A 17,921-nucleotide genomic window follows, 5' to 3' on the forward strand; every position below is an offset into this window, starting at 1 on the left:
CCGGGCCGAGTAATCGGCCCGGGTCGGGAGGCTGTTCGAGAGGTGGGGCGGCCGGTCAGCCGAAGACCAGGAGGCTCAGCTTGGAGAAGCCGTAGTCCAGGCCGGCCACGAAGGCCATCATGACCACCACGAAGGTGACGACCACGGCGGTGTAGTTGGTGAGCTCGCCGCGGGTCGGCCAGACGACCTTGCGCAGCTCGGCGATGATCTGGCGGTAGAAGAGGGCGGTCCGTGCGAACAGGCCCTTCTTGGCCCGCTTGCCCGACTTCTTCTGCTTGCCGGACTTCTTGTCGCCCTCGGCCGATGCGATCTCGGCAGCGCCGTCGGCACCCTCGGGGTTGCCGCTCTCAGGCGTTGCGGTGGAGCCCGTGGTCTCCGTCACTCGTCCTCACCTGAATCCGGGTCCTGCCGGCTTCGCCGCGCACCCGGTGGGGGCGGCCAGTCGGCTAGCGGTGCTGATCGGTGCCATCTCCGCATCAAGCCCGCTCACTCCTGTGGAGCGAACGGGCTGAAAACGGATCTAGCAGCAGGGCAAGAGGGACTCGAACCCCCAACCGCCGGTTTTGGAGACCGGTGCTCTACCAATTGAGCTATTGCCCTACGGTGCCTCGCGGCTCCGGTGGCGACCAACCTACCGTATCTCCCCCCGCTGTCTGTACAGGCGGTGAAAGCTCCGGTTGTGGGCGGGCCGTCGAGCAGCGAGTGTACGTGGTCGAGGGGTGTTTGGTCGAACTTCTTCTTCCGGCTTCTTCTTCCGGACCGGCCGGTCCCCGGCGGACGTCCGGTCCGGCGGGACCCCTTCCGACGGACCGTCGGGCCGCGATTCGGACGGGAACGTACGGATGCCGATACCCCGATGCCCGGTAGGTCCCGGTTCTGCGACGATGCAGGCATGAGCGCTTCCACCCCGCAGCCCGACCAGTCCATCCGCCCCGCCGACCGCCGGGTCTCCGCCCGGATCGGCGCGATCGCCGAGTCCGCGACCCTCGCCGTGGACGCCAAGGCCAAGGCCCTCAAGGCCGCCGGCCGCCCGGTCATCGGTTTCGGCGCCGGCGAGCCCGACTTCCCCACCCCGGACTACATCGTCGAGGCGGCCGTCGAGGCCTGCCGCGACCCGAAGAACCACCGCTACACCCCGGCGGGTGGCCTGCCCGAGCTGAAGGCCGCGATCGCCGCCAAGACGCTGCGCGACTCCGGCTACGAGGTGGACGCCTCCCAGGTGCTCGTCACCAACGGCGGCAAGCAGGCGATCTACGAGGCGTTCGCGGCGATCCTGGACCCGGGCGACGAGGTCATCATCCCGGCCCCGTACTGGACCACCTACCCGGAGTCGGTCCAGCTGGCCGGCGGCGTCCCGGTGGAGGTCGTCTCCGACGAGACCACCGGTTACAAGGTCTCGGTCGAGCAGCTGGAGGCCGCGCGCACCGAGAACACCAAGGTGGTGCTGTTCGTCTCGCCGTCCAACCCGACCGGCGCGGTGTACACCGAGGCCGAGGCCGAGGCGATCGGCCGCTGGGCGCTGGAGCACGGCCTGTGGGTGCTCACCGACGAGATCTACGAGCACCTGGTGTACGGCGACGCCACCTTCACCTCGCTGCCGGCCCTGCTGCCCGAGCTGGCCGAGAAGTGCGTCGTGGTCAACGGTGTCGCCAAGACCTACGCGATGACCGGCTGGCGGGTGGGCTGGGTGGTCGGCCCGAAGGACGTCATCAAGGCCGCGACCAACCTCCAGTCGCACGCCACCTCGAACGTCTCCAACGTCGCCCAGCGCGCCGCCCTGGCCGCCGTGGCCGGCGACCTGGACGCGGTCGCCGAGATGCGCGAGGCCTTCGACCGCCGCCGCAAGACCATCGTGCGGATGCTCAACGAGATCGAGGGCGTGCTCTGCCCCGAGCCCGAGGGCGCCTTCTACGCCTACCCGTCGGTCAAGGGCCTGCTGGGCAAGGAGATCCGCGGCCGGCGTCCGCAGACCTCCGCCGAGCTGGCCGCCCTGATCCTGGACGAGGCCGAGGTCGCGGTCGTCCCGGGCGAGGCCTTCGGCACCCCCGGCTACCTGCGGCTCTCCTACGCGCTCGGCGACGCCGACCTGGTCGAGGGCGTCAGCCGGGTCCAGAAGCTGCTCGGCGAGGCCCGCGACTGACCTCGGGTCCGTCCGCCGACGTCAACCCGACGCCAGGGTTTCACCCGGCGCACCGCCCCCTTTCACCCCTTCAGGGGATGTAGAGGGGGCGGTTCCCGTTCAGGGGCCGTATACGGCAGTATCGGTGAATGGAACGCCTGTTGAACCCGCGAGACGTCAGGGGCCTCCCGAAGGCCCACCTGCACCTGCACTTCACCGGCTCGATGCGGCCCGCCACCCTCCTGGAGCTGGCGGACAAGCACGGCGTCCGGCTGCCGGAGGCGCTCAGCTCCGGCGAGCCGCCCCGGCTGCGGGCCACCGACGAGCGGGGCTGGTTCCGCTTCCAGCGGCTGTACGACACCGCCCGCTCGGTGCTGCGGGACGAGGAGGACATCCGCCGGCTGGTCCTGGAGACCGCCGAGGACGAGCGGCGGGACGGCTCCCGCTGGCTGGAGATCCAGGTCGACCCGACGTCCTACGCGCCCCGGCTGGGCGGGCTGATCCCCGCCCTGGAGCTGATCCTGGACGCGGTGGAGCACGCCGCCTCGGCGACCGGGGTGGGCATCCGGGTCTTGGTCGCGGCCAACCGGATGAAGTCCCCGATGGACGCCCGGACGCTGGCCCGGCTGGCCGTCCGCTACGCCGACCACGGGGTGGTCGGCTTCGGCCTCTCCAACGACGAGCGCCGGGGCCTGGCCCGGGACTTCGACCGGGCCTTCGCGATCGCCCGCAACGGCGGGCTGCTGGCGGCCCCGCACGGCGGCGAGCTGTCCGGCCCGGAGTCCGTCCGGGACTGCCTGGACGACCTGGGCGCCGCCCGGATCGGCCACGGCGTGCGGGCCGCCGAGGACCCCCGGCTGATGGAGCGGCTGGCGGACCGGCAGGTCACCTGCGAGGTCTGCCCGTCCTCCAACGTCTCGCTCGGCGTCTACGAGCGCCCCGAGGAGGTGCCGCTGCGCCGGCTCTTCGACGCCGGGGTGCCGCTCGCCCTGGGCGCGGACGACCCGCTGCTGTTCGGCAGCCGGCTGGCCGCCCAGTACGAGCTGGTCCGGGACGTGCTGGGCTTCTCCGACGCCGAACTCGCCGAGCTGGCACGGCAGTCGGTGCGCGGCTCGGTCGCGCCGGAGGCCGTCCGCAAGGAGCTGCTGGCGGACATCGACGCCTGGCTGGTCGGCGACCGCGCCCCCGCGGAGGCGGCCGCCGTACCCGCCTAGCGGTGCTAGAGCTTGACGCCCACCATCACCGGCTCGTTCACCAGCTCCACCCCGAAGGCCGCGCGGACCCCGTCCCGGATCTCCCGGGCCAGTGCCAGCAGGTCCTCGGCGGTGGCCGAGCCGCGGTTGGTGAGCGCCAGGGTGTGCTTGGTGGAGAGCGTCGCCGGGCCGCCGCCGTAGCCCTTGCCGAAGCCCGCGCGGTCGATCAGCCAGGCCGCCGAGGTCTTGGTGCAGCCCTCCGGGGCCGGGTAGGCGGGGGCGTCCTCGGTGCCCGGGCGGGTGCGGAAGGACTCGTACTGCGCGGCCGTGAGCACCGGGTTGGTGAAGAAGGAGCCCGCCGACCAGGTGTCGTGGTCCGCCGGGTCCAGCACCATGCCCTTGCCGGAGCGCAGCAGCAGCACCGCCGTCCAGGCCGTGCCGACCGCGACCCGGGCGCCCGGCTCGACGCCCAGGTGCCGGGCGGTCTCGGCGTAGCGGACGGGGGTGGAGAGCCCGTCGTTGTCCTCCAGGCGGAACCGCACCCGCAGCACCACGTAGCGGTCCGGCTCGGCCTTGAAGCGGCTGTGCCGGTAGGAGAACCCGCACTCGGCGTTCGAGAGGGTGACGACCTCGTCGGCGGCGCGGTCGTACGCGACCACCTCGGTGATCGACTGGGCGACCTCCTGGCCGTACGCGCCCACGTTCTGCACCGGGGTGGCGCCCGCGGAGCCGGGGATGCCGGCCAGGAACTCGATGCCCGCCAGCCCGTGGTCGCGCACGGTGCGGTGGACCACCTCGGACCAGGTCTCTCCGGCCGCGACCTCCAGCGCGGTGCCGTCCAGGGCGAAGCCCTCGGTGGCGATCCGCAGCACGGTGCCGGGGAAGCCGGCGTCGCCGATCACCAGGTTGGAGCCGCCGCCGAGGACGAGCAGCGGCTCGCCGGCCGCGTCGGCCTCGCGGACGGCGGCGATCACCTCGTCGTCGGTGTGGGCGGTCACCAGGCGGCGGGCCGGGCCGCCGAGCCGGAGCGTGGTCAGCGGGGCGAGGGGGGCGTCGTTTTCTACCAGCACGCCCACCAGCGTACGGGGGAGGGGTCCGCCGACCGGAACGCGATTCCCGTCGGCGGGCCCCTCCCCTCCGCCCCCGTTCAGACCCGGGCCGGCTCGGCCCGGTCCGCCGCCCGCTCCCCCGCCGCCACGACCGGCGCCTTCCGCCGCGGGATGAACACCGCGGCGAGCGCGCCGAGCCCGACGGCGGCGGCGCCGACGTACAGCGCGGGCACCAGCCCGTCCGTGAAGGCCCGCACCGACTGGTAGCCGCCCTGCCCCGAGAACACCGCCGCGAGCACGGCGACCCCGAGCGCCCCGCCGACCTCGCGCAGCGCGTTGTTGGCGCCGGAGGCGATCCCCTGCTCCTGCGGCCGGACGCTGGCCATCACCAGCTGGGCGGTCGGGCCGAAGTACAGCGACATGCCGATCCCGCAGATCACGGTGGCCGGTATCTGGGCGACGTAGTCGAGGCCGGTGCTCCCGTCCACCACCAGGCCGTACAGCGCCAGGCCCGCGGCCTGCAGCGCCAGCCCGGCGACCACGATCGGCCGGCCGCCGATCCGGTCGGAGAGGATGCCCGCGATCGGCGAGACCAGCAGCGGCATCGCCGTCCACGGCAGCATCCGGATGCCCGCCTCCTGGGGGCTGAAGCCGCCGACGCCCTGGAGGTACTGGCTGATCAGGAAGATCGAGCCGAACATCCCCAGGTACATCAGCAGGCTGGCCGCGTTGACGGCGGAGAAGGCCCGGCTGCGGAACAGTCGCATCGGCAGCATCGGGTGGGCGGCGACCCGCTGCTCGTACCGGACGAAGGCGGCCAGCAGCAGGGTGCCGCCGATCAGGGCGCCGAGGACCAGCGGGCTGGTCCAGCCGTCCGGGTTGCCGCGGATCAGGCCGAGGACGACGCCGAACATCCCCAGGCTGACCAGCAGGGTTCCGGGCACGTCCAGGGCCCGGCCCGGGCCCCGGCTCTCGCCGAGCCGCAGGTAGGCCAGCGGCAGCAGGACGAGGCCGACCGGGACGTTCACCCAGAAGATCCACTGCCAGGAGAAGTGCTCGGTCAGCGAGCCGCCGATCAGCGGCCCCGCGGCGACGGCGAGGCCGCTGACCCCCGACCAGATGCCGAAGGCCATCCCCCGCTTGCCCTCGGGCACCGCGGCGGTGAGCAGGGTGAGGGTGAGCGGCATCATCACCGCGGCCCCGGTGCCCTGGACGGCGCGGGCGGCGATCAGTTCGCCGATGCCCGGGGACAGCGCGGCCGCGGCGGAGCCGGCGGTGAAGACCGCCAGCCCGACCAGGAAGATCCGGCGGCGGCCGAAGCGGTCGCCGAGGGCGGCGCCGAACATCAGCAGCACGGCGAAGCTCAGGGTGTAGGCGCTGACCGTCCATTCGAGGTCGGACAGTCCGCCGCCGAGCTCCTCGCGGATCGACGGCAGCGCGGTGGTGACCACCAGGTTGTCCAGGGCGGCCATGAAGCTGGCCGCGCTGACGATCACCAGGGTCCAGACCGCCGCTCTGCCCATGGCAGGTTTCTCCGTCATGACGTCCCCCAGGTTCCTTAGATAGTTATTGCTCAATAACTTCTTTGGGCCGAAAAGAGGCCGCACGGACACCCCGTGCGGCCCGTCCATCCGGGCGGCGCGCCTACTCGGGCGGCTCGCACCCGTCGAAGCCGGCCCAGATCCGGTGGTCCGGCGGATAGCCGAGCGCCACCAGGGTGTTGATCAGCATCCCGTACGCGAAGAACTGCGTGGCGTCCTTCATTCCGCCGCCGATCCGGATCCTGACCCGGTCGAACAGGTCCTCCCACAGCAGCCGGGCGGTCTCCCCCACCTCGTCCTCGCCGGCCGCCCTGGCCGCGGACGCCGAGACGTAGAGCTGCATCTGCATCATGAGCTGGTCGCCGTTCTCGACCAGGCCCAGGTACGCGGTGGACATCGCCTCCGCGGCCGCCTCACCGGACAGCCCGGCCGAGGCCTCGTCGAACACCCGCCAGGTCTCCTCGACGCAGCGCTCGGCGGCCGCGGCGAAGATCGCCTGCTTGCTCGGGAACAGCCGGAACAGGTACGGCTGCGAGACGCCCACCCGGCGGGCGATCGCCTCGGTGGAGGTGCCGTGGTACCCGCCCCGGGCGAACTCGGTCAGGGCGGCCCGGACGACGCTCTCGCGCCGCTCCTCCGCGCTCATCCGGATGCTCGACTTCGCCATGGGACCCAAGTTAGTGGCCAATCACTATCTATGCAAGGCCCGCGCCGGCGGCCGGAGCTCCCGTACGGGACCCCGGCCGCCGCGACCCCCGGGGCCGCTCAGCCGAGCCGGACGACGGCCCGGGACATGCCGAGCACCTTCTGGCCGCCCGTGGTGGCCAGCAGGTCGACCTGCACCCTGCGGTCGTCCAGCTTCTTGGCGACCTTGGCCGAGACCTCGACCACCGCGCCGACCCCGTCGTTCGGCACCGGCACCGGCCGGGTGAACCGCACGCCGTACTCGACCACCGCGGCCGGGTCGCCGACCCAGTCGGTGACCACCCGGATCGCCTCGGCCATGGTGAACATGCCGTGCGCGATCACGTCCGGCAGGCCGACCTCCAGGGCGAACTTCTCGTTCCAGTGGATCGGGTTGAAGTCCCCCGAGGCCCCCGCGTACCGCACCAGTGTGTCGCGGGTCACCGGGAAGGACTGCGCCGGCAGCTCGGTGCCGACCTCGACCTCGTCGTAGTCGATCGCCATCGCGCTCACTCCCCCGCCTCGTCGGCGGCCCGGGCCACCAGGGTCATGACCGACGTCACAACGTGCCCGCCGGTCGCGTCCGTCACCTCGCCACGCACGGTGAGCACGTCGTTGCCCGCCAGCGACTTGATGTTGTCGATGGTCACCGTGACCGACAGCCGGTCGCCGGCCCGCACCGGGCGGGTGTAGGCGAACTTCTGGTCGCCGTGCACCACCCGGCTGAAGTCCAGACCCAGCTCCGGGTCCTCGACCACCTGGCCGGCCGCGCGGTAGGTGATCACGAACGGGAAGGTCGGCGGGGCGATCACGTCGGGGTGCCCCAGCGCCTTCGCCGCCTCAAGGTCGGTGTACGCCGGGTTGGCGTCGCCGACCGCGGTCGCGAACTCGCGGATCTTCTCCCGGCCGACCTCGTACGGCTCGGTGGGCGGGTAGCTACGCCCGATGAAGGAGGGGTCGAGCGCCATGGCGGCTCCTCGGAACGCGGGTGGATACGAAAAAAACTCCGGGCCGCACCCCCTGTGAGGGATGCGGCCCGGAGCAAGAGACCTGAGTTCACACAGGCCCGTCGCCCTGCAAGAGGGTCAGCGGGTCTCGCGGTGCGCGGTGTGCGAGTTGCAGCGGGGGCAGTGCTTCTTCATCTCAAGACGGTCCGGGTCGTTACGCCGGTTCTTCTTGGTGATGTAGTTCCGCTCCTTGCACTCCACGCAGGCCAGCGTGATCTTCGGGCGGACGTCGGTGGCAGCCACGGGAGTGCCTTCCTTGGACAACGAATAAGAACACAACAAGAGTAGCCGACCGGGAGTGCGATCTCCCGACCGACTACGCGGGGTAGCGGTGACCGGACTTGAACCGGTGACACAGCGATTATGAGCCGCTTGCTCTACCAACTGAGCTACACCGCCACAGTGATCCGCGGCACAGCCGGAGCTGACCGCTTCTCACCAGAGCCCCCATGCGGAATCGAACCGCAGACCTTCTCCTTACCATGGAGACGCTCTACCGACTGAGCTATAGGGGCGAACGAGGAAGAGATTACACGTTTCGCGCCCGGAGGTGAAATCCGTATCCCGCGGCGAAGACCGCAGGTGGGCGAGGGGTACGGACGGACGATCCAAGGCCCGGCGTTCGATCGGCCCGCGAGCCGCACGGCCCGACCCGATACGACTATTGCCCGCCTCCCGGCGACCCGCCCCCCGGGCCCATAGGCTCGACGCTCATTGATCGGGAGGACTGGCCGGCGGTACGGGCCAGCCGTACGGGGCCGACCGCACGGGCCGGCCCGAGAAGGAGCCGGGCGATGGACAGCGCAGCCGCCGACGGGCCGCACTCCGGGCCCGGCCCGGCGGCCAACCCGCTCGGGCACGGCCCGGTCCTGCTCCTCACCGGCGCCCGGCTGGCGGACGGGCGGGTGGTGGACGTCCGGATCAGCGGCGACCGGATCCAGGCGGTCGGCACCGTCGGCAGCCTCGGCCCGCTGCCCGCCCTGCCCGGCGCGCCCACCGTCACCACCGGCGCCCGGATCGACCTGCGCGGCTACCTGCTGCTCCCGGCCCCCGCCGAGGCGCACGCCCACTACGACACCGCCTTCTCCGCCGCCCTGCCCACCCCGCCGCCGGACACCCCGGCCGACCTCACCCGCCGGGTCACCGAGGCCGCGCTGACCTCGCTCGGCTACGGCGCCACCGCCCAGCGCACCCACGTCCGGATCGGCGACGTGCACGGGCTGCGCCGGCTGGAGGCGGTGCTGACCGCCCGGCAGGCACTGGGCGGGCTGGCCGAGCTCCAGGCGGTGGCGATGCCCCGGCTGCTCACCGGACGGGCCGGCGCGGACGGCCGGGCGCAGCTGCGCGAGGCGCTCAAGCTGGGCGCCACGGCGGCCGGCGGCTGCCCGGAGCTGGACCCGGACCCGGCCGGGTACGTGCAGCTGCTGCTGGAGGCCGCCCGGGAGGCGGACTGCCCGGTGGACCTGCACACCGGCGCCGGCGACGCCGCCCAACTCGCCCGGATGACCGGGGCGTTGGCCCCGCTGCGGCCCCGGGTGGCACTCGGCCCGTGCGGGGCGCTGCCCCGGGGCGCGTCGACGGTGCTGGCGACCAGCGGGGTCCGGGTGGTCTGCCTGCCGCAGAACGGCTGCTGCACCGGCATGGAGGGCCGCTCGGCGGGCCTGCGGCCGGGCCTGGTACGGGAGTTGGCGGCCGCCGGGGTGCCGCTGGCGGCGGGCAGCGGGGCGCTGCGCGACCCGTCCAACCCGGTCGGCCGGGCGGATCCGCTGGAATCGGCCTACCTGCTGGCGGCCGGTGGGGAGTTGACCCCGGAGGCGGCGTACGACGCGGTGGCGAACCAGGCCCGGGCGGCGCTCGGCCTGGCACCCGTCCGGGTGGACGCCGGGTTCCCGGCGGAGCTGCTGGCGGTGCGCGGGGACAGCCTGGCCGGGGCGCTCGCGGGCGGGCACAGCCGGCTGGTGGTGCACAGCGGCCGGGTGGTCAGCCGGACCAGCGCGGTCCGGGAGTTCGCGGACACGGTGGCGCTGGCGCTGCCCCGGCAGTCCGGGGGCGGGGACGGCTGAGCCGGTCCCGGAGTGGGCCTGATGGCCCCTGACGGCAGATGGGGGCGCGCGACTGGTGTCGCGCGCCCCTCCCCCACCTGCTGGCCGCCTCGGGCGGCGGCTGGAGCGGCCCCGGACCTCCCCCACACGGAGCAGGGGCCGCTCGTTCGACACCGACACTACGCCCGCGGAACACCGCCCCCGAGCGGCCTTGACGCCCCCCTGTCGCCCACCGGGCCGCTCTTGACGGCTCGTTGACGGGGGCGCGCCGGCACCGGTGCGCCGGTCCGTCACGGCACGTACCGGTACCCGATCCCCGGCTCGGTGACCAGGTGCCGCGGCCGGGCCGGATCGCGCTCCAACTTGCGGCGCAGCCCGGCGAAGTAGACCCGCAGGTAGTTGCCGCGCCCCTCCTGGGCCGGGCCCCACACCTCGCGCAGGATCTGCCTCCCGGGCACCAGCCGGCCCGGGTTGGCCAGCAGCAGGGCGAGGATGCGCCACTCGGTCGGGGTGAGCCGGACCGGGCCGTTCGGGCCGTGCACCGCGGTGGCCGCGAGGTCCACGGTGTGGTCGCCGATCACCGGCCGACCCAGCGGCACGTCGCCCAGCGGTCGGCGCAGCACGGCGCGCAGCCGGGCCAGCAGCTCGTCCATCAGGAACGGCTTGGTGAGGTAGTCGTCGGCGCCCGCGTCCAGGGCGCCCACCTTGTCGGCGGCGTCCGTCCGGCCGGAGAGCACGATGATCGGCACCGCGCTGTGGGTGCGCAGGCCGCGCAGCACGTCCATCCCGTCGAGGTCGGGCAGGCCGAGGTCGAGCAGGACGGCGTCCGGGGCACTGTGCGCGGCGCGGTCCAGCGCCTCCCCGCCGCTGGCGGCGGTGCGGACGGCGTAGTGCCGGGCGCTGAGGTTGATCCGCAGGGTGCGCAGGAGGGCGGGCTCGTCGTCGACGACCAGAATCTCACTCATGCGCCCGCCTCGCTTCGCTCGGCAGTCGCTTCGCGAGACGCGCACCTTTCGATGGTTCGTTCACTTCGTTCACTCATGTGGAGGTTCCTCCCCGAAAGCTCCAGGCTCAGTGGTGCTGGGCTCGGTTGTGCCGGGCTCGGTGGTGGCGGCGGGCAGGGTGAGCAGCATGGTGGTGCCGCCGCCCGGGGTGTCCTCGACCTCCAGGCTGCCGCCCATCGCCTCGGCGAGGCCGCGGGAGAGGGCGAGGCCGAGGCCGACGCCGGTGGTGTTGTCGGTGTCGCCGAGGCGCTGGAAGGGCAGGAAGACCCGGTCGCGGTCCTCGGGGGCGATGCCGGGGCCGCGGTCGATCACCCGGATCTCCACCTGGTCGGCGTGGTGGCTGGCGGTGACCAGGACGGGCGCGCCGGGGGCGTTGTACCGCAGCGCGTTGGTGATCACGTTGGCGAGCACCCGCTCCAGCAGCGGCGGGTCGGCGAGCACCGGCGGGGCGGTGTCCAGGTCGAGCGGCTGCACCGGCGCGTACGGGTCGGGGAGGCTGTCGAGCGCCCGGGGCAGGATCTCGTCGAGGTGGGTCTCGGTGAGGTGCAGGGTGAGCGCGCCGGCCTGGAGGCGGCTCATGTCGAGCAGGTTGTCGACCAGCCGGGTGAGCTTGACCAGCGACTCGTCGGCGGTGGCGAGGAGTTCGGCCTGGTCCTCGGGCGAGAACTCGACGTCGGGGCTGCGCAGCGAGCCGACCGAGGCGCGGGCGGCGGCCAGCGGGGTGCGCAGGTCGTGGCTGACGGCGGCGAGCAGGGCGGTGCGCATCCGGTCGGCGGCCTTGATCGGCTCGACCTCGGCGGCGACCACGGCCAGCCGGTCCCGCTCCAGCGCGGCGGCGACGTGGGCGGCGAAGGCGGTCAGCACCCGCTGGTCGGCGGCGGGCAGCCGGCGGCCGGTGAGCACCAGGAGGGCGTCCGCGCCGACCGGGACCTCGGCGGTCTCGTGCGGCCCCTCGCCGTCGCCCTGGTGGTCCCCCTCGCTGTGCGCGAGCACCTCGCCGTCGCCCCGGGAGAGCAGCGCGACGGCCCGCATGCCGAAGGCCGTCCGGGACTTCTCCAGCAGGGCGGGCAGCGCGTCGGCGCCGCGCAGCACGCTGCCCGCCAGGGTGGAGAGGGTCTCGGCCTCGGCGGTGGCGCGGGCGGCCCGGCTGGTGAGCCGGCCGGCGTGGTCGACCACGGTGGAGACGGTGAGCGCGATCGCGGCGAAGACCACCAGGGCGACGATGTTGTTGGTCTCGCCGATGGTCAGGCTGTGGACCGGCGGGATGAAGTAGTAGTTGAGCAGCACCGAGGCGACGACCGAGGCCAGCAGGGCCGACACCGCGCCGCCGAGCAGGGCGACGATCACCACGCCGAGCTGGAAGATCAGCGCGTCGGTGGTCAGGTTGATGCTGTGGTCCGCCTGCGAGAGCAGGACGGTGAGCAGCCAGGGCACCGCCAGGCCGGCCAGGTAGCCGGCGATGGTGCGGCGCCGGGAGTGGCGGCGGCCGAGCGAGGGCAGCCGGCCGCGGCCGGTGAACTCGTGGGTGACCATGTGGACGTCGATGTCCTCGGAGTCGTCCACGGTGGTCTGCCCGGTGCCGGGGCCGGTGAGGAAGCGGTTGATCCGGCCGCGGCGGCTGGTGCCGAGCACCAGCTGGGTGGCGTGGTGGGCGCGGGCGAAGGTGAGCAGCGCGGTCGGGACGTCGTCGCCGACCACCACGTGGTAGCTGCCGCCGAGGGTCTCCACCAGCTGCCGCTGCTGGGCGAGGGCGCCGGAGGAGGCGCCGGCCAGGCCGTCGCTGCGGGAGACGTGGACGGCCAGCAGTTCGCCGCCGGCCGTACGGTCGGCGATCCGGGCGGCGCGACGGATCAGGGTCTCGCCCTCGGGGCCGCCGGTGAGGGCGACCACGACCCGCTCGCGGGTCTCCCAGACCCGGTCGATGTTGTGGCTGGCCCGGTAGTCGCGCAGTCCCTCGTCCACCCGCCCGGCCACCCAGAGCAGGGCGAGTTCGCGCAGGGCGGTGAGGTTGCCGACCCGGAAGTAGTTCGAGAGCGCGGCGTCCACCTTCTCCGCCTTGTAGACGTTGCCGTGGGCCATCCGGCGGCGCAGCGCCTGCGGGGCCATGTCGACGAGTTCGATCTGGTCGGCCCGGCGGACCACCTCGTCCGGGACGGTCTCCCGCTGCGGGATGCCGGTGATCTTCCGGACGACGTCGTTCAGCGATTCCAGGTGCTGGATGTTGACGGTGGTGACGACGTCGATCCCGGCGGCGAGCAGTTCCTCGACGTCCTGCCAGCGCTTGGCGTGCCGGCCGCCGGGGATGTTGGTGTGCGCCAGCTCGTCCACCAGCACGACGGACGGGCGGCGGGCGAGCACGCCGTCGAGGTCCATCTCGTCGAACCCGGCGTCCCGGTAGTCGCGGTGGACGCGGGGCACGACCTCCAGGCCCGCCAGCATGGCCTCGGTGTGCGGTCTGCCGTGGCACTCGATGTACCCGACCACGACGTCGGCCCCGCGCTCCTGTCTGCGCCGGGCCTCGTCCAGCATCCGGTACGTCTTGCCGACCCCCGGCGCGGAGCCGAGGTACACCCTCAGCCGGCCGCCGCGGATGCCGGTGCCGGGGGTGAGGTCGCGGGCCATGGGCACTGCTCTTTCCATCGGGAGGTGGTGCACGTCTGCGGACGCGGGTCGGCCGGCCCGGGCGCGGGAGGCGTGCCCCCGTGCCCGGGCCGGCCCGGTCACCCGTCTGTACGAGGTGGTGTCACTTCTGCTCGCTGAGCGCCTTGTTGAGCAGCACGACGTTGACGCCCTCGTTGCCGAGGAAGCCGAGCGAGCGGCTCTCGGTGTACTTCTCGACCAGTTTGCCCACCGTCTCCACCGGCAGGTCGCGGTGCTTGGCGACCCGCTCGACCTGCTCCTTGGCGTACGCGACGGAGATGTGCGGGTCGAGGCCGGAGCCGGAGGCGGTCAGCGCGTCGGCCGGGACGCTCGCCGGGTCGACGCCGTCGAACGCGGCGACGGCGGCGCGGCGGTCGTTGACGGCCTTCAGCAGGTCCTCGCTGTTCGGGCCGAGGTTGCTGGCGCTGGAGGAGGAGGCGTCGTAGCCGGTCCCGGCCGCGGAGGGGCGGGGCTGGAACCACTTCGGGTCCGGCTGGGCCTCCTCCTTCGGGTCGTCCGGGTTGGCCTTCGGGAGGTTGAAGCTCTGGCCGATCAGGCTGGAGCCGACCTCCCTGCCGCCGGACGTCACCGGCGAGCCGTTCGCCTTGTCGGAGAAGGCGACCTGGGAGACACCGGTGATCAGGAGCGGGTAGACGACCCCGAGGATCACGGTGAGCACCAGGAGCGCTCGCAGGGCCGTGAAGTGGGTGCGGAGGATCGTCGGCAGGGGCTTGGACATGGTTTTCTCTCCTTCCCGCTTCAGCTGAGGCCGGGGATGAACTGGACGATCAGGTCGATCAGCTTGATGCCGACGAACGGCACCACCAGACCGCCGAAGCCGTAGACGCCGATGTTGCGGCGCAGCAGCGAGCTGGCGTCGGACGGGCGGTAGCGCACGCCGCGCAGGGCGAGCGGGATCAGGCCGATGATGACCAGGGCGTTGAAGATGATCGCCGAGGTGATCGCGGACTGCGGGCTGTGCAGGCCCATGATGTTGAGGTGGCTCAGGCCCGGGTAGACCCCGGCGAACATCGCGGGGATGATCGCGAAGTACTTGGCCACGTCGTTGGCGATCGAGAAGGTGGTCAGCGCGCCGCGGGTGATCAGCAGCTGCTTGCCGATCTCCACGATCTCGATCAGCTTGGTCGGGTTGGAGTCCAGGTCGACCATGTTGCCGGCCTCCTTGGCCGCCATGGTCCCGGTGTTCATCGCGACGCCGACGTCGGCCTGGGCGAGCGCGGGGGCGTCGTTGGTGCCGTCGCCGGTCATCGCGACCAGCTTGCCGCCCTCCTGCTCCTTCTTGATCAGGGCCATCTTGTCCTCGGGCGTGGCCTCGGCGAGGAAGTCGTCCACGCCGGCCTCCTCCGCGATCGCCTTGGCGGTCAGCGGGTTGTCGCCCGTGATCATGATGGTCTTGATGCCCATCCGGCGGAGCTCGTCGAAGCGCTCCCGCATGCCCTCCTTGACCACGTCCTTGAGGTGGATGACCCCCAGGACGCGGGCGGGCGCGCTGCCGGTCTTCGCGGCCACGACCAGCGGGGTGCCACCGGCGGCGGAGATCCCGTCGACCAGGGTGGAGACCTCGTCGCCGACCGAACCGCCGTTCCCGGTCACCCAGTTGGAGACGGCCCCGGCGGCGCCCTTGCGGACCTGGTGGACGCCGTCGGCCTCGTCCAGGTCGACGCCCGACATCCGGGTCTGGGCGGTGAACGGGACCCAGGTGGCGTGGGTCAGCTCGCCCTGGGCGCGGGCCCGCAGACCGTACTCGGTCTTGGCGAGGACCACGATCGAGCGGCCCTCCGGGGTCTCGTCCGCGAGCGAGGAGAGCTGCGCGGCGCTGGCCAGGTCCTCGGTGGACACACCCGGGGCGGGCAGGAACTCGGCGGCCTGGCGGTTGCCCAGGGTGATGGTGCCGGTCTTGTCGAGCAGCAGGGTGTTGACGTCGCCGGCGGCCTCGACGGCGCGGCCGGACATCGCCAGCACGTTGCGCTGCACCAGCCGGTCCATGCCGGCGATGCCGATCGCGGAGAGCAGCGCGCCGATGGTGGTCGGGATGAGCGCCACGATCAGGGCGACCAGGACGATCATCGACTGCGGGGCGCCCGCGTAGGTGGCCATCGGCTGGAGCGTGACGACCGCGACCAGGAAGACGATGGTCAGCGAGGCCAGCAGGATGTTGAGCGCGATCTCGTTCGGCGTCTTCTGCCGGGCGGCGCCCTCGACCAGGGCGATCATCCGGTCGATGAACGACTTGCCGGGCTCCGAGGCGATCTTCACCACGATCCGGTCGGACAGCACCTTGGTGCCGCCGGTGACGGCACTGCGGTCGCCGCCGGACTCCCGGATGACGGGCGCGGACTCGCCGGTGATCGCCGACTCGTCGACGCTCGCGACGCCCTCGACCACGTCGCCGTCACCGGGGATGACCTGCCCGGCCTCGACCACCACGTGGTCGCCGAGCCGGAGCGCGGTGCCGGGCACCTCCTCCTCGGCGCCGGTGGCCGGCCAGTCGGTGAGCCGGCGGGCCATGGTGTCGCTCTTGGTCTTGCGCAGGGTGTCGGCCTGCGCCTTGCCACGGCCCTCGGCGACGGCCTCGGCCAGGTTGGCGAAGATCGTGGTCAGCCAGAGCCAGACGGTGATCGCCCAGGCGAACACGGACGGGTCGGCGATCGCGGCGATGGTGGTGACCACCGAGCCGACCTCGACCACGAACATCACCGGGTTCTTGACCATCACCCGGGGGTCGAGCTTCTTCACCGCGTCCGGCAGGGACGCGAGGATCAGCTTCGGGTCGAGCAGGCCGCTCGACACTCTGTGCGGCGCGGCGGGCTCCGCCTTGTCGGCCGGTGCGGGGTTGAGCGTAGGGGTGGACATCAGGAGGACAGACCTTCCGCGATCGGCCCGAGAGCCAGGGCCGGGAAGTAGGTGAGGCCGACGACGATCAGGATCACGCCCGACAGCAGGCCCACGAACAGCGGCTTGTGGGTGGGCAGGGTGCCCGGGGTGGCCGGGACCGGCTGCTGCTGGGCGAGCGAGCCGGACAGCGCCAGGACGAAGACGATCGGCAGCAGCCGGCCGAAGATCATCGCCAGGCCGAGCGCGGTGTCGTACCAGTCGGTGTTGACGGTGATGCCGCCGAAGGCCGAGCCGTTGTTGTTGGCGGCCGAGGTGAAGGCGTACAGCACCTCGGAGAAGCCGTGGGCGCCCGAGTTGAGCATCCCGGCGCGCTCACCCGGCAGGGCCATCGCCACACCCGTGCCGACCAGCACGATCGTCGGCGTGGTGAGGATGTACAGCGAGGCGAACTTCATCTCCCGGCCGCCGAGCTTCTTGCCCAGGTACTCGGGGGTGCGGCCGACCATCAGGCCCGCCACGAACACCGCGATGACCGCCAGCACGAGCATCCCGTACAGGCCGGAGCCCACACCGCCGGGCGCGATCTCGCCCAGCATCATGTTGAAGACCGTCAGCCCGCCGCCGAACGGCGTGTACGAGTCGTGGAAGGAGTTCACCGCGCCGGTCGAGGTCAGCGTCGTCGAGGCGGCGAACAGCGAGCTCGCGGCGATGCCGAAGCGCTGCTCCTTGCCCTCCATCGCGGCGCCCGCGGCCTGCAGGGCGGCGCCGTGGTGCTGCGACTCGGCGAGGGTCAGCAGGGCCACCGAGGCGGCCCAGAACAGGCCCATCACGGCGACGATCGCGTAGCCCTGGCGGTTGTCCCCCACCATCCGGCCGAAGGTCCGCGGCAGCGCGAACGGGATCAGCAGGATCAGGAAGATCTCGACCAGGTTGGTGAACCCGGTCGGGTTCTCGAACGGGTGCGCCGAGTTGGCGTTGAAGAAGCCGCCGCCGTTGGTGCCGAGCAGCTTGATGACCTCCTGGGAGGCCACCGGGCCGCCCGGGATCTTCTGGACCTCGCCGGCCAGCGAGGTCACCTCGTGGAAGCCGTGGAAGTTCTGGATCACGCCGTTGGCGGCCAGCACCAGGGCGAAGACGATCGAGATCGGCAGCAGCAGGCGCAGGTTGATCCGGGTGAGGTCCACCCAGAAGTTGCCGATCCGGTCCGTCCGGTTGCGGGTGAAGCCCCGGATCAGCGCGGCGACGACGGCGATGCCGACGGCCGCGGAGACGAAGTTCTGCACCGCCAGGCCCGCCATCTGCACCAGGTGGCCCATCGCGGACTCGCCGCCGTAGGACTGCCAGTTGGTGTTGGCGACGAACGAGATCGCGGTGTTCCAGGCCTGGTGGCCCTCCATCTGCGGAACACCCAGGTTCAGCAGCAGGTAGCCCTGGAGGCGGATCAGGCCGTAGAGGAAGAGGACGGAGACGGCCGAGAAGGCCAGCACCGAGCGGAGGTACGACGGCCAGCGCTGGTCCGCGTCGCCGTCGACGCCGATCAGCTTGTAGATGCCGCGCTCGACTCTGAGGTGCTTGGCGGAGGTGAGGAGCTTGGCGATGTAGTCGCCGAGGGGGCGGTAGCACAGGGCCAGCGCGCCGACGAGGGCGATGACCTGGAGCCAGCCCGCGAGAGTGGATCCCATGTCAGAACTTCTCCGGGAAGATCAGCGCCACGACGAGATAGCCGACGAGCGCGACGGCCACGACCAGACCAGCGATGTTCTCAACGCTCACAGCTTCTCCACCC

The 17,921-nt window shown here is 72.4% G+C and carries 16 protein-coding genes and 3 tRNA genes; 3 read left to right on the forward strand and 16 right to left on the reverse strand.

All coding sequences use genetic code 11. The features are described 5' to 3' along the window. Positions 1-55 precede the first annotated feature (55 nt). Entirely contained in the window at positions 56-382 is a 327-nt protein-coding gene (secE, locus tag ACFVU7_RS10415; protein WP_049651985.1) for a preprotein translocase subunit SecE, read from the reverse strand. A gap of 145 nt (positions 383-527) precedes the next feature. Beyond that, positions 528-600: transfer RNA gene (locus ACFVU7_RS10420), tRNA-Trp, on the reverse strand. A 292-nt stretch (positions 601-892) separates the two neighbouring features. Here ACFVU7_RS10420 and ACFVU7_RS10425 point away from each other — a divergent pair. Next, a complete protein-coding gene (locus ACFVU7_RS10425) occupies positions 893-2,140 on the forward strand; it encodes a pyridoxal phosphate-dependent aminotransferase (RefSeq protein ID WP_074003977.1) in 1,248 nt (415 codons plus the stop codon). Between the two features lie 128 nt (positions 2,141-2,268). Continuing rightward, on the forward strand, positions 2,269-3,333 hold the full coding sequence (locus ACFVU7_RS10430) for an adenosine deaminase (RefSeq protein ID WP_388044868.1): 1,065 nt from the start codon (positions 2,269-2,271) through the stop codon (positions 3,331-3,333). A 5-nt stretch (positions 3,334-3,338) separates the two neighbouring features. Here ACFVU7_RS10430 and ACFVU7_RS10435 read toward each other — a convergent pair whose 3' ends face one another. The 8 genes from ACFVU7_RS10435 to ACFVU7_RS10470 form a co-directional block, all read right to left on the reverse strand. Continuing rightward, positions 3,339-4,382: a UDP-N-acetylmuramate dehydrogenase gene (locus ACFVU7_RS10435; RefSeq protein WP_388044869.1), complete on the reverse strand. Its 1,044-nt coding sequence runs from the start codon at positions 4,380-4,382 to the stop codon at positions 3,339-3,341. A 77-nt stretch (positions 4,383-4,459) separates the two neighbouring features. After that, positions 4,460-5,902 carry an MFS transporter gene (locus ACFVU7_RS10440; RefSeq protein WP_388044870.1) on the reverse strand — a complete coding sequence of 481 codons (1,443 nt, stop codon included), beginning with the start codon at positions 5,900-5,902 and terminating at the stop codon, positions 4,460-4,462. A gap of 103 nt (positions 5,903-6,005) precedes the next feature. Next, positions 6,006-6,569, reverse strand: a complete 564-nt coding sequence (locus tag ACFVU7_RS10445; protein WP_234348396.1) for a TetR/AcrR family transcriptional regulator — start codon at positions 6,567-6,569, stop codon at positions 6,006-6,008. Between the two features lie 98 nt (positions 6,570-6,667). Continuing rightward, positions 6,668-7,090 carry a MaoC family dehydratase gene (locus tag ACFVU7_RS10450; protein WP_049651990.1) on the reverse strand — a complete coding sequence of 141 codons (423 nt, stop codon included), beginning with the start codon at positions 7,088-7,090 and terminating at the stop codon, positions 6,668-6,670. A 5-nt stretch (positions 7,091-7,095) separates the two neighbouring features. Beyond that, on the reverse strand, positions 7,096-7,554 hold the full coding sequence (locus ACFVU7_RS10455; RefSeq protein ID WP_049651991.1) for a MaoC family dehydratase N-terminal domain-containing protein: 459 nt from the start codon (positions 7,552-7,554) through the stop codon (positions 7,096-7,098). A 117-nt stretch (positions 7,555-7,671) separates the two neighbouring features. After that, positions 7,672-7,836 (reverse strand): 50S ribosomal protein L33, encoded by a 165-nt coding sequence (gene rpmG, locus ACFVU7_RS10460; protein ID WP_006604855.1) that lies wholly within the window; start codon positions 7,834-7,836, stop codon positions 7,672-7,674. A gap of 83 nt (positions 7,837-7,919) precedes the next feature. Then, positions 7,920-7,992 (reverse strand) — tRNA-Met (locus ACFVU7_RS10465). 43 nt (positions 7,993-8,035) lie between these two features. After that, positions 8,036-8,108, reverse strand: a tRNA-Thr gene (locus tag ACFVU7_RS10470). Positions 8,109-8,387: 279 nt separating this feature from the next. On the opposite strand from ACFVU7_RS10470, the gene ACFVU7_RS10475 reads away from it, so the two are divergent. Beyond that, a complete protein-coding gene (locus tag ACFVU7_RS10475) occupies positions 8,388-9,656 on the forward strand; it encodes a hydrolase (protein ID WP_074003979.1) in 1,269 nt (422 codons plus the stop codon). 269 nt (positions 9,657-9,925) lie between these two features. Here ACFVU7_RS10475 and ACFVU7_RS10480 read toward each other — a convergent pair whose 3' ends face one another. From ACFVU7_RS10480 to kdpF, 6 genes are all read right to left on the reverse strand, one after another. Then, on the reverse strand, positions 9,926-10,600 hold the full coding sequence (locus tag ACFVU7_RS10480) for a response regulator (protein WP_049652081.1): 675 nt from the start codon (positions 10,598-10,600) through the stop codon (positions 9,926-9,928). Between the two features lie 69 nt (positions 10,601-10,669). Then, the gene (locus tag ACFVU7_RS10485; RefSeq protein WP_388044871.1) at positions 10,670-13,261 is read right to left on the reverse strand and encodes an ATP-binding protein; all 2,592 of its coding nucleotides are present in this window, start codon (positions 13,259-13,261) and stop codon (positions 10,670-10,672) included. A gap of 121 nt (positions 13,262-13,382) precedes the next feature. Further along, positions 13,383-14,018, reverse strand: a complete 636-nt coding sequence (gene kdpC / locus ACFVU7_RS10490) for a potassium-transporting ATPase subunit KdpC (protein ID WP_388044872.1) — start codon at positions 14,016-14,018, stop codon at positions 13,383-13,385. Positions 14,019-14,038: 20 nt separating this feature from the next. After that, positions 14,039-16,153, reverse strand: a complete 2,115-nt coding sequence (gene kdpB, locus ACFVU7_RS10495) for a potassium-transporting ATPase subunit KdpB (RefSeq protein WP_074003981.1) — start codon at positions 16,151-16,153, stop codon at positions 14,039-14,041. Further along, complete coding sequence (gene kdpA / locus ACFVU7_RS10500) at positions 16,153-17,817, reverse strand: potassium-transporting ATPase subunit KdpA (RefSeq protein ID WP_074003982.1); 1,665 nt, start codon at positions 17,815-17,817, stop codon at positions 16,153-16,155. The genes kdpB and kdpA overlap by 1 nt, the downstream gene beginning before the upstream one ends. Before the next feature lies 1 nt (position 17,818). Then, on the reverse strand, positions 17,819-17,908 hold the full coding sequence (kdpF, locus tag ACFVU7_RS10505) for a K(+)-transporting ATPase subunit F (RefSeq protein ID WP_380608319.1): 90 nt from the start codon (positions 17,906-17,908) through the stop codon (positions 17,819-17,821). Positions 17,909-17,921: the final 13 nt, after the last annotated feature.

The organism is Kitasatospora sp. NPDC058046 (assembly GCF_042885595.1).
Taxonomy (GTDB): Bacteria; Actinomycetota; Actinomycetes; order Streptomycetales; family Streptomycetaceae; genus Kitasatospora.

Bases quoted from the DNA above. Each gene is read 5' to 3' on its own strand.
- ACFVU7_RS10445 (WP_234348396.1), bottom strand. From the start codon at position 6,569: ATGGCGAAGTCGAGCATCCGGATGAGCGCGGAGGAGCGGCGCGAGAGC.
- ACFVU7_RS10450 (WP_049651990.1), bottom strand. From the start codon at position 7,090: ATGGCGATCGACTACGACGAGGTCGAGGTCGGCACCGAGCTGCCGGCG.
- ACFVU7_RS10430 (WP_388044868.1), top strand. From the start codon at position 2,269: ATGGAACGCCTGTTGAACCCGCGAGACGTCAGGGGCCTCCCGAAGGCC.
- ACFVU7_RS10455 (WP_049651991.1), bottom strand. From the start codon at position 7,554: ATGGCGCTCGACCCCTCCTTCATCGGGCGTAGCTACCCGCCCACCGAG.
- ACFVU7_RS10485 (WP_388044871.1), bottom strand. From the start codon at position 13,261: ATGGCCCGCGACCTCACCCCCGGCACCGGCATCCGCGGCGGCCGGCTG.
- ACFVU7_RS10480 (WP_049652081.1), bottom strand. From the start codon at position 10,600: ATGAGTGAGATTCTGGTCGTCGACGACGAGCCCGCCCTCCTGCGCACC.
- kdpB (WP_074003981.1), bottom strand. From the start codon at position 16,153: ATGTCCACCCCTACGCTCAACCCCGCACCGGCCGACAAGGCGGAGCCC.
- kdpA (WP_074003982.1), bottom strand. From the start codon at position 17,817: ATGGGATCCACTCTCGCGGGCTGGCTCCAGGTCATCGCCCTCGTCGGC.
- ACFVU7_RS10440 (WP_388044870.1), bottom strand. From the start codon at position 5,902: ATGACGGAGAAACCTGCCATGGGCAGAGCGGCGGTCTGGACCCTGGTG.
- kdpC (WP_388044872.1), bottom strand. From the start codon at position 14,018: ATGTCCAAGCCCCTGCCGACGATCCTCCGCACCCACTTCACGGCCCTG.
- ACFVU7_RS10475 (WP_074003979.1), top strand. From the start codon at position 8,388: ATGGACAGCGCAGCCGCCGACGGGCCGCACTCCGGGCCCGGCCCGGCG.
- ACFVU7_RS10425 (WP_074003977.1), top strand. From the start codon at position 893: ATGAGCGCTTCCACCCCGCAGCCCGACCAGTCCATCCGCCCCGCCGAC.